Raw genomic sequence first — 15815 nt, 5'->3', positions numbered from 1 at the left:
AGATCAGTCACGGGAGACCACCTTGTTCGTGAGTGTGCCGATGCCTTCGATGCCGACGCTGACCTCGTCATCGATCTGGAGCGGGCCGACGCCGGCCGGGGTGCCGGTCAGGATGACGTCGCCGGGGATCAGCGTCATGACCGCGCTGACGTAGGCCACCAGCGCGGGGATGTCGTGGATGAGCTGGCTGGTGCGGCCGCTCTGGCGCACCTCGCCGTTGACCGTGGTCGTCAGGGCCAGGTCGCTCGCGTCCAGGTCGGTCTGGATCCACGGCCCGAGCGGGCAGAAGGTGTCGAACCCCTTGGCCCGGGTGAACTGCACGTCCTTCTTCTGCAGGTCGCGGGCGGTGACGTCGTTGGCGCAGGTGTAGCCGAAGATGACGTCCTTGACCCGCTCGACCGGGACCTCCCGGCAGAGCCTGCCGATCACCACGGCCAGCTCGCCTTCGTAGTCGACGCGGTCGGACAGCGTCGTGGGGTAGGCGATGTTCTCGCCGTGGCCGATCACCGAGGTGGACGGCTTCATGAAGATGAGCGGCTCGTCGGGCACGTCGTTGCCCATCTCGCGCGCGTGCTCGGCGTAGTTTCTGCCGATGGCGATCACCTTGCTCGGCAACATCGGGGCCAGCAGCTTCACCTGGCTGAGCGGGAACCGATCGCCGGTGAACTGCACCTGGCCGAACGGGTGGCCGGCGACGGTGGAGACGAACTCCTCGCCCGGGCCGCCTTCGACCACGCCGAACGACACGCCTTCGCCTGTGGAGAACCTCGCTATACGCACCCGACAAGGCTATCGCCGCCGCCACGGGGGTCCGCCCACCTCGACGTCGGAGGGGTCATGAGCCGTCCATAAATGCGGCTGGAGTCCGTGTTGCAGTGCATTACCAGCATTGCAGCGGTTAGCTGGGGTGGCATGAAGAACGTCCAGTGGACGCCGCTGGTCGGCATGGCCTTCGGCATCGTTCTCGGGGTGGTGGGCGCGTTCGGCGGCCGCGGCGCGTTCGTGCTCGTGCTCGCGCTCGGCGCGGTCGGCTTCCTGGCCGGGCGGATCGCCGAGACGGGCGAGGTGAATGTGCTGGGCCTGTCGCTGAAGCGCAAATGACCAGGGTGGCGAGCGTTAGCCTGGAGCCTTCAGCTGCGCTCACGAGAGGGGTTCCCGTTGTCCGTCGTGAAGATCAACGTGCTGTCCGTGCCCGCCGACATGCGTGAGGAGCTCGAACGGCGCTTCTCCAACCGGGCCGGGATGGTGGAGTCGGCCGACGGGTTCGAGTGGTTCGAGCTGCTCAGGCCCGTGGAGGGCACGGAGCGGTACCTCGTCTACACGCGCTGGCGCAGCGAGGAAGACTTCCAGAAGTGGCAGTCGAGCCAGTCCTTCGCCCGCGGGCACGCCCAGGCCGCCGCCTCCGCCCAGGGCGAGGGTCAGGGCCACGGGCACGGGCACGGCCACGGGCAGGGCCCCGCGGCGACGGGCTCCGAGGTGTGGACCTTCGAAGTCGCCGAGACCGCGGGTCCCAAGGCCTAGCGCTCTACGCGTCCAGCGGGTTGCGCGCGACGCGGTCGAGGACGCCGCCCGCCACGAACCGCGCGGCGATGCTCGCGGGCTTGCGCGCGCCCTGCTCGGAGATGCACACGGCGAACTCCTTGGCGATCTCCAGCCGCGGGTAGCGCTCCAGCACCTCCCGCCGCACGTCGGCGGGGATCTCATCGGTACGGCGGCCGGAGATGTCCATGCCGGTGGACAGCTCCAGCAGGTGCCCCTCGGGATCCTCCGCCACCGGCACCTCGTCCCACATGTGCCGGACGATCACCTCGGCCGCGCGGGTCCTGCGCTCGGGCGACCAGCCGGCCCCGGCGGCGAAGGCCCAGGCCACGTGCCCGCCCGCCTCCTCGAACGGCACCGTGTGGCTGTCGAACTCGGCGACCAGTCCGATGTCGTGCAGCATGGCCGACACATAGAGCAGCTCGGCGTCGAACGCGATGCCGTTGTCCTGCGCGTACGCGGCCGCCCACAGGTAGGCCCGGATCGAATGGTTGAGCAGCGACGGCGAGTGGTAACGGCCGGCCAGTTCGAGCGCGCCGCGGCAGGCGGGCGTGTCGGGGATCACGAGGTCGTCGAATGTCACGAACACCAGCATGCCAGTGGAGCATCGCACCGTTAACGAATCGGGCACGCAGCTTGACCAGTTGATCGTCATTCGGACAGCATGTTGCGCCCTCATCTTTTGTCCCGAAAGGAACTGGCGTGCGCCGGCTCGCGATACCTCTTGCCCTCATGCTCGCGTTCGGCGGGCTCGTGAGTCCTGCTCAGGCCGACGACAAGGTGACCCGCACCGCGGAGTGCCAGGGCGACTGGCTGCCCGGCACGCCGACGGCCGAGGAGGTCATGAGGGGCGAGCTCACGCTGGTGGGCCTGCCGGCGTACAAGCTGGGCAAGAAGATCAACTGGGATGCGAGCCCCTACAAGAACCGTTCGTGGGAGTTCGTCTTCCAGTCGCTGCGCTGGATGGGCACGCTGGTCGTCGAGTACGAGAACACCGGCGAGCGCAGTTACCTCAACCGCGCCGAGGAGATCGCCAAGGACTGGGTGGCGAACAACAAGTACGGCGCCCGCGGCACCCAGCCGTACGTGTGGAAGGACCACCCGGTCTCGCTCCGCACCCAGCCGCTGCTCTGCCTGAGCAGGCACGTCAAGGAGAGCTGGCTGAAGGACAGCCTGGCCGTGCACGCCAAGCTCCTGTCGGACCCGCGCCTGTACAAGAAGGGCCACAACCACGGCATCGACCAGGACATCGCGCTCATGGGCATCGGCTGCAGGTACGGCCGCGAGGACTGGGCGGACCTGGCCTCCAGACGCCTCACCGGCACGGTGAAGCTCGATGTGGACGCGCAGGGCGCGCTGATGGAGCAGGCGCCGCGGTACGCGGTCTACGTCTACAGCCGGCTCCAGTTCGCCATGACGATCATGAAGTCCTGCGACCGCAAGGTCCCCGGCACGATCGCGTCGCGGACGGAGGCGCTGAAGGACTTCATCGCGCACGCGACCATGCCGAACGGCTACATGGCGCCTCTTGGGGACGGCAGCGCCGAGACCGAGCCGAAGATGGAGACCGGCACGCCGAAGCAGGAGGTCAAGGCGTACCGGGCGGGTTACGTGTTCGGCCGGACCGCCTGGGGCAAGCCCGACTCGGCGTACTACTCGATCAGGTACGGGCCGGGCATGAAGTTCCACGGGCACGAGGATCACCTGGGCGTCACGTACTACGCGCAGGGCCGCGACATCCTCGTCGACGGCGGCTTCCACTCCTACGAGAAGAGCTCGTACCGTTACTGGACGATGTCACCGGAGGCGCACAACGTCCCGGCCGTGGTCGGGGCCCGGTTCAGGCCGCGCACGTCCTCCACGCTCACGAAGGCCGAGTACGGCTCGGACCGGCAGTCGTTCCGGCTGACCGACAAGGCGTACGGCGTGAGCCGGACCCGGTCGGTGCTGGTGAACCACGGCGAGGACGTGATGGCCGTGCTGGACACGGCGTCGGGCGGCAAGAAGGTCAAGAACATGTGGCGGTTCGACCCGTCGTTCAAGGTGATCTCGAACCGCGGTGGCGAGGTCGTGCTCGGCGACGGCAAGTTCAAGGTCACGCTGGTGCAGTTCTCCGCCTCCTGCGACCGGGTCTCGGGGCAGAAGGTGGAGCGCGGCGGGAAGCTCGGCTGGGTGTCGCCGACGTACCTGTCGAAGAAGCCGACCAACGTGGTCGTGTCGCCGGCGGCCACGTCACTGCTGACGGTGATCGTGCCCGGCGCGGACGACCCCAAGGTGTCGTGCTCGGGCGGGAAGGTCACGGTCGAGGGCGTGTCGTTCCCGGCCGACCTGTTCTAGCCGGAGGCGGCCGGCGTGCCGGCCGCATGCACGGCTTTCAGCAGTCGCGGCCGGCACGCAGCAGGCCGTACGTGACCGCCTGCTCCAGTGCCTGCCAGGAGGCGTCGATGATGTTCTCGGCGACGCCGACCGTGGCCCACTCGGTCGTGTCGTCGCTGGAGGTGATGAGGACGCGGGTGATGGCGTCGGTGCCGTGGGTGCCCTCGAGGATGCGGACCTTGTAGTCCACCAGCTCCAGCTTGGCCAGCTCGGGGTAGAGCTGCTCCAGCGCCAGCCGGACGGCCTTGTCCAGGGCGTTGACGGGGCCGTTGCCCTCGCCGGTGGCCACGATGCGCTCGCCCTTGGCGTGCACCTTGACAGTGGCCTCGCTGACCAGCTCGCCGCCCTTCGTGCGCTCGACGATGACCCGCCAGGACTCGACGTCGAAGTGGCGCTTGCGCTCCCCGGCCACGGTGTCACGCAGCAGCAGCTCGAAGGAGGCGTCCGCGGCTTCGAACGTGAAGCCCTTGGACTCCAGGTCCTTGACCCGCTCGACCAGCGTCTTGGTGTGCTCGGGCGTCAGCTCGTAGCCGAGCTCGCGGCCCTTGAGCTCGACGGAGGCGCGGCCTGCCATGTCGGAGACGAGCATGCGCATGTCGTTGCCGACGGCGGCCGGGTCGATGTGCTGGTAGAGGTTGGGGTCGACCTTGATGGCGCTGGCGTGCAGGCCGGCCTTGTGGGCGAAGGCCGACATGCCGACGTACGGGGCGTGGGAGTTGGGGGTGACGTTGGTGACCTCGGTGATGGCGTGCGCGATGCGCGTCATGTCGGCGAGCGCGGTCGGGGGCACCAGGTCGAAGCCCCGCTTGAGCTGGAGGTTCGCCACGACCGTGAAGAGGTTGGCGTTGCCGGAGCGCTCGCCGTAGCCGTTGGCGCAGCCCTGCACGTGGGTGGCGCCAGCCTTGACGGCGGCCAGCGTGTTGGCGACCGCGCAGCCGGTGTCGTCGTGGCAGTGGATGCCGACGCGGGCGCCGGCCTGGACGGCCTCGTGGACGATGTCGGCCAGCTCGTCCGGGAGCATGCCGCCGTTGGTGTCGCACAGGGCGATGACGTCGGCGCCGGCTTCGGCGGCGGTCCTGAGGACCTCCAGCGCGTAGGCTGGGTTGGACTTGTAGCCGTCGAAGAAGTGCTCGGCGTCGAGGAAGACCCGCTGCCCCTCCGCACGGAGGTGGGAGACCGTGTCGCGGATCATCGCGAGGTTCTCCTGGAGAGTCGTGCGGAGGGCCAGCTCCACGTGCCGGTCGTGACTCTTGGCGACAAGGGTCACGACCGGCGCGCCGGATTCGCGCAAAGCGGCTACCAATGGGTCGTCGGCTGCCTTCACACCGGCCCGGCGGGTCGCACCGAACGCGGCGAGTTGCGCGTGCTTCAGGTCGAGCTCTGTTCGAGCGCGCCTGAAGAACTCTGTGTCCTTGGGGTTGGCGCCGGGCCAGCCCCCCTCGATGAAGCCGACGCCCAGCCCGTCCAGGTGACGCGCGACGGCGAGCTTGTCGGCGACGGTCAGGTTGAGCCCTTCCTGCTGTGCGCCGTCCCGCAGGGTCGTGTCGTATACGTGGAAGCGGTCGTCGGCCATGAGCCTCTCTTTTCCGTGAAAACAAAAAGACCCCTCACGGACGTGAGAGGTCTGCGCGCTGGCGGTGTCCCTGTGTCAGCCAGCGCGCCTGCCGATAATGAGCAGACCGTAGAACATGGTGCCGCCCAGTCTGCCATAGGGATTCACCATTCGGCACAACGGTCTCGCCTTTTGGGACATTCGTGTCACACCTCGACGCCCGTGCCCCCGATGATGGCCTGTTCGAGCGCGGCGGCGTCGAACGCCTCGTTGCCCAGCATCCGGCCGTCCAGGACCAGGGTCGGCGTGCCCTCCAGCCCGATCGTGGCGGACTGCTCGAGGTGCGCCTTCGCGTACGACTGCGACGTCACGCACTCGTCGACCGCCGCACCCGCCTTCCTGGCCGCCTTGACCAGCTCCTCGACGGTGAACCCGGACGCCACGCCGTGCGGCGCGGGCTGGATGGCGTACAGCTCGTCGCGGAAGGCCAGCCAGTTCGCCTCGGGGACGCAGCGGGCGGCCGCGGCGGCGCGGACGGAGTTGGAGCGCATGGGCTCGTCCCGGAAGATCGTCACCGGGTGGTAGACGACCCTGACCTTGCCCTCGCGGGCCAGCCGCTGGATCGTGGCGTCGACCTTGGCGTGCATGTCCTTGCACACCGGGCAGTCGTAGTCCTCGAAGATGTCCAGCACTGGGGCGTCGCTGGACCTGTCCGCCAGCACCATGGAGCCGTCCGCCTGCCTGCTCAGCTGTACCCCTCCGGAGGACTTGCCCGGCTGGGAGAACAACAACACGGACAGAACTCCGCATGCAACCACAACAGCCGCAAACCGCTTCATCATTTGCGAGACCCTATCGTGGCCCTATGAAGGCCAATCTCATCACTCCCGCCGTCGCGCAGTACGTCCTGGAGCACTCCACCAGGCCCGACCCCCTGCTGGAGGCGCTGACCAAGGAGACCATGGAGGTCGCCGGCGACTTCGCGGGCATGCAGATCCCTCCTGACCAGGGCCTCTTCCTCACGATGATCACCCAGCTGGTGGCGCCTGACGTGGCCGTGGAGGTGGGGACGTTCACCGGCTATTCGTCCCTGTGCATCGCCCGTGGGCTGTCGGGCGGGCGGCTGCACTGCTTCGACGTGAGCGAGAAGTGGACGTCGATCGCCCGCCGCTACTGGGCGGAGGGCGGCGTGGCCGACCGGGTGACGCTCACGCTGGGGCCGGCCATGGACACGCTGGCGGCCTTCGACCAGACCATCGACCTGGCCTTCCTGGACGCCGACAAGGGCAACTACCCCGGCTACTACGAGTTGCTGATCGACCGCATGCGGCCCGGCGGGCTGCTGATCGCCGACAACACGCTGCGCAGCGGGCACGTGGCCGACCCCGCCCACGACGAGGCCACGACCGTGGAGATCCGGGAGTTCAACGATCTGGTGATCGAGGACCCCCGGGTCACCGTGCTCATGCTGCCGGTCGCGGACGGGATGACGCTGATCAGGAAGAAGTGACGGGCTAGACGATCTTGTGAACCCAGTTGTGGGTGTCGGGGCGGGCGCCGTACTGGATGCCGACGAGCTCCTCGCGCACCCGCATCGTCACCGGCCCGGGGGTGCCGTCCGCGATGGTCCACGCGCGGTCGGCACCCTTCACCGACCCCACCGGGGTGATCACGGCCGCCGTCCCGCAGGCGAAGACCTCCGTCAGCTCGCCGGACTCGCACCCGGACTGCCATTCGTCGACCGAGATGAGCCGCTCCTCGGTCTCCAGGCCGAGGTCACCGGCGAGCTCCAGGATGGAGTCCCGGGTGATGCCAGGCAGCAGGGTGCCGGTCAGAGAGGGGGTGACGAGCTTGTTGCCGAAGACGAAGAAGAGGTTCATGCCGCCCATTTCCTCGACGTACTCGTGCGCGCCGGAGTCCAGCCACACCACCTGGTCGCAGCCGTGCTCCACCGCCTCCCGCTGGGCGACGAACGCCGCCGCGTAGTTGCCGCCGCACTTGGCGAAGCCGGTCCCGCCGGGGGCGGCGCGGGTGTACTCGGTGGAGAGCCAGACCGAGACGGGCTTGATGCCGCCCGTGAAGTACGAGGCCGCCGGCGAGGCGATCGCCATGTACTTGTACGTCTTCGACGGGTAGTTGACCCCGAGCCCCGCCTGGGTGGCGATCATGAAGGGCCGCAGGTAGAGGCTGTGCCCCTCGGTGGTGGGCACCCACTGCCTGTCGGTCTCGACGAGCAGCTCGAGCGACTCGACGAACGTCTCCTCGGGCAGCTCGGGCATGGCCATGCGGGCGGCCGAGCGGTTGAACCTGCCGGCGTTCGCGTACGGGCGGAACATCACGATCGAGCCGGTGACCTGGCGATAGGCCTTGAGCCCCTCGAACAGCTCCTGTGCGTAGTGGAAGACCGAGGTGGCCGGGTCGAGGGAGAGCGGCCCGTACGGCATGAGCCTGGCGTCGTGCCACCCCTGCCCCTCGGTGTAGTCGATCGAGATCATGTGGTCCGTGAAGACCTGCCCGAATCCGGGGTTCGCCAGTACCTGCTCCCGCTCGGCCGCGGTGCGAGCGTGGTCGGATAGCTGCACGTCGAAGCTGAGCTTCTGAGCGATGGTCATGACGGCGGTCCTTCTCTCTGCGAATCTGCGAAATCTACCGAATCCTGCGGACCTGCGGATCCGCGAGGGTGCTGGCGGGCACTGCCGGGGGCCAGCTCGTACTTTCTATTGTCTCGCTATATGGGATGACATGCGGCCGGTAGGGGTGTTCGACCGTTTAGACATGAAAAAGCGCCTGGCAGCCCTTCTTGGGACCGCCAGGCGCGTTCGGGACTAGGCGGTCCTAGCCGGATACTCGCGCGGTGATGTCGTCGCCGATCTCGTGGGTGCTGCGGCCCGCCCAACCGGCCAGCCGCTCCACGATGTCGTCGGCGACCGCCCGCTCGACCTTGGCCGCCTCGGCGTGCAGGCCGAGATGCTCGAGGAGCATGGCGACCGACAGGATCGTCGCGGTCGGGTCGGCCTTGCCCTGCCCGGCGATGTCGGGCGCGCTGCCGTGCACCGGCTCGAACATGCTGGGCGTGATCCGCTCGGGGTTGATGTTGCCGCTGGCGGCCAGGCCGATGCCACCGGCGATGGCCGCGCCGAGGTCGGTGATGATGTCGCCGAACAGGTTGTCGGTGACGACCACGTCGAACCGCTCCGGCTGCGTCACGAAGAACATCGAGGCCGCGTCGATGTGGCAGTAGTCGGTCGTGACGTCAGGGTATTCCTCCGCCACCCGGTTGACCGTGCGCTGCCACAGATCGCCCGCATAGGTGAGAACGTTGGTCTTGTGGACAAGGGTGAGCTTCTTGCGCGGCCGCGCCTTGGCCTTCTCGAACGCGTAACGCACCACACGCTCGACGCCGTAGGCGGTGTTGAGCGACTCCTGCGTGGCGATCTCGTGGGGCGTGCCGCGCCGCATCGTGCCGCCGGTGCCCGCGTAGAGGCCCTCGGTGCCCTCGCGGACGACGATCATGTCGATGTTCTCGGCCGGCGTGTCGGCCAGCGGGGTCTCGACACCGGGGAACAGCTTGACCGGCCGCAGGTTGACGTAGTGATCGAACTCGAACCTGAGGCGGAGCAGCAGGTCGCGCTCGAGGATGCCCGGCGGCACGCTGGGGTCCCCGATGGCGCCGAGCAGGATCGCGTCGTAACCGCGCAGCTCTGCGAGCACCGCGTCCGGCAGCGTCTCGCCGGTGCGGTGGTAGCGTGCTGCCCCCAGGTCGTAGTGGGTTTGCTCAATCTTGGTGCCCACGGCCTCCAGGACCTTGAGTCCTTCGGCCACGACCTCGGTGCCGATGCCATCTCCGGGGATGACGGCCAGGCGGATGTTACGCGAATCCATGGCGGTACCTTACCGGCTCGTCTCGTCTGACGAACACATCATCTCATGTTTCGGACAAGCTGTTGGAGGGCGGGAGGTCCATGTCACCGGAAAAGGTGCACTTCACCGAGGAGAAAGCCACCCTCCTCGCCACCCTGTACGGCAGGGCGCTCGACGCCAGGTCGCCGAGACCCATACTCGGCGACGAGCCGGCCGCCGAGGTGATCGAGCGGATCGACCACGACTTCAGCAAGACCGGGATCACCGCCCGCACGGCGCCGGCCGTCGCGCTCAGGGCTCGCTTCATGGACCGGTGGGCCGCCGAGTTCCTGCACGCGCATCCCGACGCCATGAACCGCCTGGGCCTGCGCCTGCAGAAGCTCAACAAGCCCGTCCAGAGGGCCGGGGCGACACTCCACTGGGCCATCGAGGGCCCGGCCGAGTTGGCGAGGGAGTGCCGTCGACGGGTTCGACCGTCTGTCGACGCCCCACCGCATCGTGGCCCGGATCGTCAAGGTCCTGCCGGGGATGAAGCGGGCGGCGGCGTTCTACCGGCTGGAATCCTGAGGCGCGCCGCCGTTGTCCCTGCGGTCCAGGGCGGTCTGCACGGCCTCCGCGGCCTCGTCGGCGTATTCCTCGGCACGGGTCCAGGCATCCATCTCGTACATGTCTCTCATCTCGTTTCGCGGGCGCGTTCCAAAGTGGACTTCGGATTCCGGTCGCGAATCCGACCGGGCCTGATCTCGTCGGTCCGGGTCACGGACCAGTGAAAGGGACTTATCGGCCGACGCACGCCGCTCACCGCGGCGAGTCGTCGACCTGCCCTAACAGGCCTCGCCGCGGCAGGTAATGAGTACGAGCACCTGGCGCATTTGTAGTTACACTACCCGAGCATCTCGTTGGATGTCCTAGTATCTCGCATGCTGAGACAACAAAGGCCGCCACCCCTGAGGGCGGCGGCCTTGCGTGAGACCCGCGCGGGCTCAGTCCTCCAGGTCCACCGAGCGGCCGCTCTCGGCGCCGATCTCGTTCACGATCTGCTCGACCACGTCGGCCGGGATCGCGGAGTCGACGGTCAGCGCGATGAGCGCCTTGCCGCCCTTGGTGGCGCGGGCCACCTGCATCGAGGCGATGTTGACGCCGTGCTCGCCGAGCAGGCGGCCGACCACGCCGACGATGCCGGGCCGGTCGGTGTAGGTGAAGAACGCGAGGTGGGCCGTCGGCTCGATCTCCATCTCGTAGCCGTTGACCTCGACGATCTTCGTGATCTGGCGGGGGCCGGACAGCGTGCCCGACACCGAGACCTGACGGCCGTCGGCGAGCACGCCGCGCACGGTCACCACGTTGCGCCAGTCAGGGCTCTCCGAGCTGGTCACCAGCTCGACGGTGATGCCGCGGTCCTTTGCCAGCAGCGGCGCGTTGACATAGGTGACCTGCTCCTCGATCACGTCGGCGAACACGCCCTTGAGCGCGGCCAGCTCGATCACCCGCACGTCGTGGGAGGCGATCTCGCCGCGCACCTCGATGTCGAGCTTGGTGGCGACCTCGCCGGCCAGGGCGGTGAACACCCGGCCCAGCTTCTCCGCCAGCGGCAGGCCCGGCTTGACGTCCTCGGCCACCGCGCCGCCCTGGACGTTGACGGCGTCCGGCACGAACTCGCCGGCCAGTGCCAGCTTCACGCTCCGCGCGACCTGGGTGCCGGCCTTCTCCTGCGCCTCGTGCGTGGAGGCGCCCAGGTGCGGCGTGGCGACGACCTGGTCGAGCTCGAACAGAGGGCTGTCGGTGCACGGCTCCTTGGCGAACACGTCGAGGCCGGCGCCCGCGACGCGGCCCTCCTTGATCGCCGAGTACAGAGCGGCCTCGTCCACGATGCCGCCACGGGCGACGTTGACGATGCGGACGCTCGGCTTGACCTTGTGCAGCTCGGCGTCACCGATCAGCCCGAGCGTCTCCTTGGACTTGGGCAGGTGCACGGTGATGAAGTCGGCCTGCTTGAGCACCTCGTCGAGGCTGAGCAGCTTGACGCCCATCTGCGCGGCGCGGGCCGGCGGCAGGTAGGGGTCGTAGGCGATCAGCTCGACACCGAACGGCTGCAGCCGCTGCGCCACGAGCTGGCCGATCTTGCCCAGACCCAGGATGCCGATGACCTTCTCGTCGAGCTCGACACCGGTGTACTTGGACCGCTTCCACTCCCCGTTCTTCAGCGCGGCGTGGGCCTGAGCCGTGTTGCGCGCGCTGGCCAGGATGAGGGCGACGGTCTGCTCGGCGGCGCTGGTGATGTTGGAGGTCGGCGCGTTGACCACCATGACGCCGGCCTTCGTCGCGGCCTCGACGTCGACGTTGTCGAGTCCGACGCCGGCGCGGGCCACCACGCGCAGCTTGGGCGCGGCGGCGATGGCCTCGGCGTCGACCTGCGTGGCGGAGCGGACGATCACCGCGTCCACGTCGGCGAGGGCGGGCAGCAGCTGAGAACGGTCGGCGCCGTCGGTGTGGCGGACCTCGAAATCAGCACCGAGCACGGCGAGGCCAGCCTCGGACAGTTCCTCTGCGACCAGAACGACGGGCTTGTTCACGGGTGTGGATCCTTAGGGGCTCTGCGACGGGTCTTCGGGGGACACGTCGATGGATCCCCCGGCTGTCCCACCGAGTCTATCCGGCGCTTGTGAACGTGTTCACGAGTGACCCACCATGTGAGACAGCCTCCGCCGTACCCACCACACCGGAAACTCATCCACTTCGCGCCCATCTTTGTCTTGATCGGAAGATTTCTTGCCCATTAGCCTGATAAGCCGTGGCCAACTACCTATGGTTCGTCATATGAGCATCGGGAATCCTGCGCTTGCCGACGTGCTCGCCCAGCATGGCAGTCCCCACCGCCTGCTGGGTGCTCTCGCCGACGGTGGTGTCCTGGTGGCAGTGCGACCAGATCGTTCGGTCGTCCTCGGGACGACCCAAGCCGGTGACCGCGTGTTGCTGGGCTACACCAGCCCTGCGACCTACGCCAGGCACCGTGGCAGCCATTCCCTGTCGGCGTGCGACGCCGACACCATCCTGGACATCCAGCGCGTCACCGGCGTGCGGGAGATCGTGATCGACGCGGCCGGACCAGCCGCCGCGGCCGTGCCCATCGACGATCTCCAGCGCTTCCTCACCACGACGCGCACGGGGCCCACTCCCGTCCTGTCGGGGGCGGCGCCCGCCGCCTACGCGACGGGCGCGATGGCCACCGTGTCGCGCGGTGCCGCGCTGGCCCAGGTGGCCGCCCCCGTCCCCCAGGCGCCGGCCATCCCTTGGGTGCCCGCACCGCGACCGCACCTGTCGGGGCCGATGCAGCAGGTGGACCCGGGCTACCGGCGGTGCACGCACCCGATACTGCCTGCCCTGCGCAAGGCGATCGGGCAGCTGCTCATGGACTTCCCGCTGGTGCACCACGTCTGGATCTCCGAGGCGCGCACCGCGTCCGGGGTGCCGGGGATCATGCTGCACGTGAAAGTGCACATGTCGGCGGCCGAGGACGTCGTACGCGACCTGCACCGCCTGGTGCGCGCGCGGCTGCCGCAGTTCGCGGCCAGCGGCGCGCCGATCCTCATGGCCAGGGTGGCGGACGCGCGCAGCGAGCAACGGATGGTCGAGATCGGCGCCCACGTCGTGTGCGCCGACGTCTGCGACTGACGAGCCGTACGGCCGGGGCCCGGGCGACCGGGCCTCAGGCCGCGTGCGCGGAAACCGGGTCTACCCAAACAAGCTCTCGCTCGGCTTCAATGAGGTCATGATCGCACCGGTGGCGAGCACGCTCACGGTTTCCAGGGGCGTGCGCCTCGGTTATGGGGTGGGCTCGTTCTGCACGGCCACGGTCAACGCCGTGCCCGGGCTGCTCCTGCTCTACTACATGACCAATTTCCTGGCCGTGCCCGCGTGGCTGGCCGGCATCGTGGTCACCGCGCCCAAGGTGTGGGACCTGGTCGTCAACCCGTTGGTGGGGCGCTGGTCGGACCGCACCGTCTCGCGGTGGGGTCCTCGGCGGCCGTGGCTGCTGGCCGGAGCGTGCACGCTGCCGATCGCGTTCTTCCTGGTGTTCGCCGGGCCGCCGCTGACAGGGGTCCCGGCCGCCGCGTACGTGGCCGTGTGCTTCCTCGCGACGGCCACGGCGTACGCGTTGTTCGAGGTCCCGTACAAGGCCATGCCCGGCGAGATGACCCACGACTACCACGAGCGCACGTCGCTGCTGCAGTGGCGGATGGTGTTCATCGCCGCGGCCACCGCGGTCAGCGGCGTGCTCGCGCCGGCCATCGCCACCAGCGAGGGCGAGGACGGCACGCTGGGCAGCTACCGGTTGATGGCGGCCACGATCGCGGTCATCATGCTCGCCGCCATGCTGGGGTCCTTCTTCGGCACCGCCCGCGCCCCCATGACCGGCGCCCCCGAGGCGGATCACGGCGGGTGGCGTGAGCAGTTCGCCGCGATCAAGGGCAACCCGGCGTTCCTGTGGCTGACCGTGCTGTCCTGCACGCAGATGCTGGCCGTGAGCATGATGCTGGCCGCGGCGCCGTACTTCGCCACCTACACGATCGGCTCACCCCAGGCCACGCAGACCCTCTTCGCCGCGCTGGTCGGCCCGATGCTGCTGACGATGCCGCTGTGGGTGCGGCTGTCCAGGCGGTTCGGCAAGCGCGGCGCGATGATCACGGGAACGCTGCTGTTCGCCGGCGGCACGACGGCCGCCATGGCGACGCCCCTGTTCGGCGCGCTGTGGGCGCATGTGACGATCGCGCTCGTGGGGGTCGGGTACGCGGGGCTGCAACTGCTGCAGTTCTCCATGCTGGCGGACGTGATCGCGGCGGACGCGGCCCGGACGGGCAAGCGCCGGGCAGGCGTGCTGACCGGGTTGTGGACGGCCATCGAGAGCGGGGTCAGCTCGTTCGGCGCGCTGATCTTCGGGGTGATCCTGACGATCGGCGGCTTCATCGAGTCCCAGCCGAGCAAGCCGGTCCAGCAGCCGGAGAGCGCGGTGACCGCGGTCCTCATCGGTCAGACCACGGTCCCCGCTCTGATCATCTTCGCGTCGGTGCTGATGGTGCTGAAGTACCGCCTCACGCCGCCCGTCGTGCCGGCACCAGACGCGTCGGCGTGAACGCCCCGGCCACCAGCGCCGCCGGCAGCGGCAGCCCGATCACCATCACGGCCAGGAACGACCACGGGGCGTCGATGGTGGCGGGCCCGGGGTCGAAGAAGGCCGCCCCCGGAGTCCGATCGCCCATCCGGGTCATCGGCCAGGTTGAGCGGCGTCGACTTGCCCGAGCCCGACGGGCCGATGACCGCGACCGATTCCCCGCTCGGCACCACCAGGCTCACGCCCCTCGGCGCGTGCACCGCACCGTGCTCGCGGGTCACGTCGCGCACCTCCTCACCACAGTCATGGGTTCTTCTCCTTGGACACGGCCTCGCAGTGGTCCAGCCAGCGCTGCTCGGCCTCGGCCTTGAAGATCAGTGAATCGAGGACCAGCCGCTGCGCCAGACCTCCCGTGGCGACCCGCTTGGCCTGAATGAGGTCCTGCAGGGCGCGCATGGTCGCCATGCGCTGGGTCAGGATGACCTCGGCCGTGTCGACGTCCGCGCCGGCCACGGCCATCGCGATCTTGATAGCCAGTTCGTCCCGAGGCCGGTCGTCCTGGGCGACGGGGGTGCTGAACCATCGCTCCAGTTCCGCACGACCGGCGATGTTGAGCGGCCAGGTCGCCCCTGTCGACGCCTCGAATTCCACCCGTAACTGGTAGCCGTAACGCGGTCCCCTGCTCAGCAATGCGAGCAGTCCGTGTCTGATCGACATAGATACTGAGTATGCACCTTGCCACTGATCCGCGTTTTCTGGACATGGGGCGAGGTTCGGGCCGATACTCGCTACATGAGCTCGACCCACCCGCCCTTTCGCGCATCCGACGGGGAACGTGACCGTGCGATCGACGAGCTCAAGCACCGTGCCGTTGAAGGCCGGATCTCCCATGACACCTTCGTCGGGCGCGTGGACCAGGTGCTACGGGCCCGCAATCGGTGGGAGCTCGACGAGGTGGTGGCCGACTTACCGCGGCGTCCCACGATCAGGCAGCGGCTGACCGACGCGGTGGCCGCTGTTTCCGAGTTCACGACCAGGCTGCAGACGGCCTGGCGGCGGCCGCGGCTGCCCCGGCTGGCGCTGCCCGACGACGACCGGCTGCGGTATGTGGTGGGACGGGGGTCGGCCTGCGATCTCGTACTGTCCGACCTGACGGTGTCCCGGGTCCACGCCGAGCTGCGGCGGGAGGATGACGGCGGGTGGTTGCTCGTCGACCTGGGGTCGCTCAACGGCACGCGGCTGAACGGGTGGCGGCTCGTGGGGCCGGCCCGGGTTCGGTCGGGTGATGAGATCTCGTTCGGCGACTGCGGCTTCCTCCTGACCTCCGGCCAGCCGTCCACCTGACCCGCTGTCTTTGACACACTGACGGCCGGCGCC

The 15815-nt window shown here is 68.8% G+C and carries 17 protein-coding genes; 8 read left to right on the top strand and 9 right to left on the bottom strand.

Going from position 1 to position 15815, the window contains the following annotated elements:
* Nucleotides 1-3 precede the first annotated feature (3 nt).
* The gene (locus tag ETD86_RS14795; RefSeq protein ID WP_138666725.1) at nt 4-780 is read right to left on the bottom strand and encodes a fumarylacetoacetate hydrolase family protein; all 777 of its coding nucleotides are present in this window, start codon (nt 778-780) and stop codon (nt 4-6) included.
* A 72-nt stretch (nt 781-852) separates the two neighbouring features.
* Between ETD86_RS14795 and ETD86_RS14790 the strand changes: the two genes are divergently transcribed.
* Together ETD86_RS14790 and ETD86_RS14785 are read left to right on the top strand one after the other, a co-directional pair.
* The gene (locus tag ETD86_RS14790; RefSeq protein ID WP_425465634.1) at nt 853-1101 is read left to right on the top strand and encodes a hypothetical protein; all 249 of its coding nucleotides are present in this window, start codon (nt 853-855) and stop codon (nt 1099-1101) included.
* A gap of 57 nt (nt 1102-1158) precedes the next feature.
* Nucleotides 1159-1521: an antibiotic biosynthesis monooxygenase family protein gene (locus tag ETD86_RS14785; protein WP_138666723.1), complete on the top strand. Its 363-nt coding sequence runs from the start codon at nt 1159-1161 to the stop codon at nt 1519-1521.
* A 4-nt stretch (nt 1522-1525) separates the two neighbouring features.
* On the opposite strand, the gene ETD86_RS14780 is transcribed toward ETD86_RS14785, so the two are convergent.
* Nucleotides 1526-2122: an HD domain-containing protein gene (locus ETD86_RS14780; RefSeq protein WP_138666722.1), complete on the bottom strand. Its 597-nt coding sequence runs from the start codon at nt 2120-2122 to the stop codon at nt 1526-1528.
* A gap of 119 nt (nt 2123-2241) precedes the next feature.
* Between ETD86_RS14780 and ETD86_RS14775 the strand changes: the two genes are divergently transcribed.
* Complete coding sequence (locus ETD86_RS14775) at nt 2242-3876, top strand: heparinase II/III domain-containing protein (protein ID WP_246147907.1); 1635 nt, start codon at nt 2242-2244, stop codon at nt 3874-3876.
* Between the two features lie 37 nt (nt 3877-3913).
* On the opposite strand, the gene cimA is transcribed toward ETD86_RS14775, so the two are convergent.
* Together cimA and ETD86_RS14765 are read right to left on the bottom strand one after the other, a co-directional pair.
* Nucleotides 3914-5488, bottom strand: a complete 1575-nt coding sequence (cimA, locus tag ETD86_RS14770; protein ID WP_138666721.1) for a citramalate synthase — start codon at nt 5486-5488, stop codon at nt 3914-3916.
* 185 nt (nt 5489-5673) lie between these two features.
* Nucleotides 5674-6309 carry a DsbA family protein gene (locus tag ETD86_RS14765; protein ID WP_138666720.1) on the bottom strand — a complete coding sequence of 212 codons (636 nt, stop codon included), beginning with the start codon at nt 6307-6309 and terminating at the stop codon, nt 5674-5676.
* Between the two features lie 23 nt (nt 6310-6332).
* Here ETD86_RS14765 and ETD86_RS14760 point away from each other — a divergent pair, with 23 nt between their 5' ends.
* Nucleotides 6333-6977: an O-methyltransferase gene (locus ETD86_RS14760; protein ID WP_138666719.1), complete on the top strand. Its 645-nt coding sequence runs from the start codon at nt 6333-6335 to the stop codon at nt 6975-6977.
* Between the two features lie 4 nt (nt 6978-6981).
* Here the strand turns inward: ETD86_RS14760 and ETD86_RS14755 are convergent, their stop codons facing one another.
* Nucleotides 6982-8079, bottom strand: a complete 1098-nt coding sequence (locus tag ETD86_RS14755) for a branched-chain amino acid aminotransferase (RefSeq protein ID WP_138666718.1) — start codon at nt 8077-8079, stop codon at nt 6982-6984.
* A 223-nt stretch (nt 8080-8302) separates the two neighbouring features.
* The gene (locus ETD86_RS14750) at nt 8303-9349 is read right to left on the bottom strand and encodes a 3-isopropylmalate dehydrogenase (protein ID WP_138666717.1); all 1047 of its coding nucleotides are present in this window, start codon (nt 9347-9349) and stop codon (nt 8303-8305) included.
* An 80-nt stretch (nt 9350-9429) separates the two neighbouring features.
* Between ETD86_RS14750 and ETD86_RS14745 the strand changes: the two genes are divergently transcribed.
* Nucleotides 9430-10098: a hypothetical protein gene (locus ETD86_RS14745; protein WP_211370041.1), complete on the top strand. Its 669-nt coding sequence runs from the start codon at nt 9430-9432 to the stop codon at nt 10096-10098.
* 213 nt (nt 10099-10311) lie between these two features.
* Here the strand turns inward: ETD86_RS14745 and serA are convergent, their stop codons facing one another.
* Nucleotides 10312-11901: a phosphoglycerate dehydrogenase gene (serA, locus tag ETD86_RS14740; protein ID WP_138666716.1), complete on the bottom strand. Its 1590-nt coding sequence runs from the start codon at nt 11899-11901 to the stop codon at nt 10312-10314.
* 244 nt (nt 11902-12145) lie between these two features.
* Here serA and ETD86_RS14735 point away from each other — a divergent pair, with 244 nt between their 5' ends.
* Together ETD86_RS14735 and ETD86_RS14730 are read left to right on the top strand one after the other, a co-directional pair.
* Nucleotides 12146-13000 (top strand): hypothetical protein, encoded by an 855-nt coding sequence (locus tag ETD86_RS14735; protein WP_138666715.1) that lies wholly within the window; start codon nt 12146-12148, stop codon nt 12998-13000.
* Nucleotides 13001-13097: 97 nt separating this feature from the next.
* The gene (locus ETD86_RS14730) at nt 13098-14459 is read left to right on the top strand and encodes an MFS transporter (protein WP_138666714.1); all 1362 of its coding nucleotides are present in this window, start codon (nt 13098-13100) and stop codon (nt 14457-14459) included.
* Here ETD86_RS14730 and ETD86_RS55105 read toward each other — a convergent pair.
* Nucleotides 14419-14586 carry a hypothetical protein gene (locus ETD86_RS55105; RefSeq protein WP_170223079.1) on the bottom strand — a complete coding sequence of 56 codons (168 nt, stop codon included), beginning with the start codon at nt 14584-14586 and terminating at the stop codon, nt 14419-14421. The two genes, ETD86_RS14730 and ETD86_RS55105, sit on opposite strands and share 41 nt — an antisense overlap.
* A 155-nt stretch (nt 14587-14741) precedes the next feature.
* Nucleotides 14742-15155 carry a PadR family transcriptional regulator gene (locus tag ETD86_RS14720; protein WP_138666713.1) on the bottom strand — a complete coding sequence of 138 codons (414 nt, stop codon included), beginning with the start codon at nt 15153-15155 and terminating at the stop codon, nt 14742-14744.
* A 75-nt stretch (nt 15156-15230) separates the two neighbouring features.
* Between ETD86_RS14720 and ETD86_RS14715 the strand changes: the two genes are divergently transcribed.
* Nucleotides 15231-15782: an FHA domain-containing protein gene (locus ETD86_RS14715; RefSeq protein ID WP_138666712.1), complete on the top strand. Its 552-nt coding sequence runs from the start codon at nt 15231-15233 to the stop codon at nt 15780-15782.
* Nucleotides 15783-15815: the final 33 nt, after the last annotated feature.

It is taken from the genome of Nonomuraea turkmeniaca (assembly GCF_005889735.1).
GTDB classification, from domain to species: Bacteria; Actinomycetota; Actinomycetes; order Streptosporangiales; family Streptosporangiaceae; genus Nonomuraea; species Nonomuraea turkmeniaca.
The sequence above is the reverse complement of the archived record's forward strand: the minus strand, read 5'-3'. Positions and strand labels throughout refer to the sequence as shown.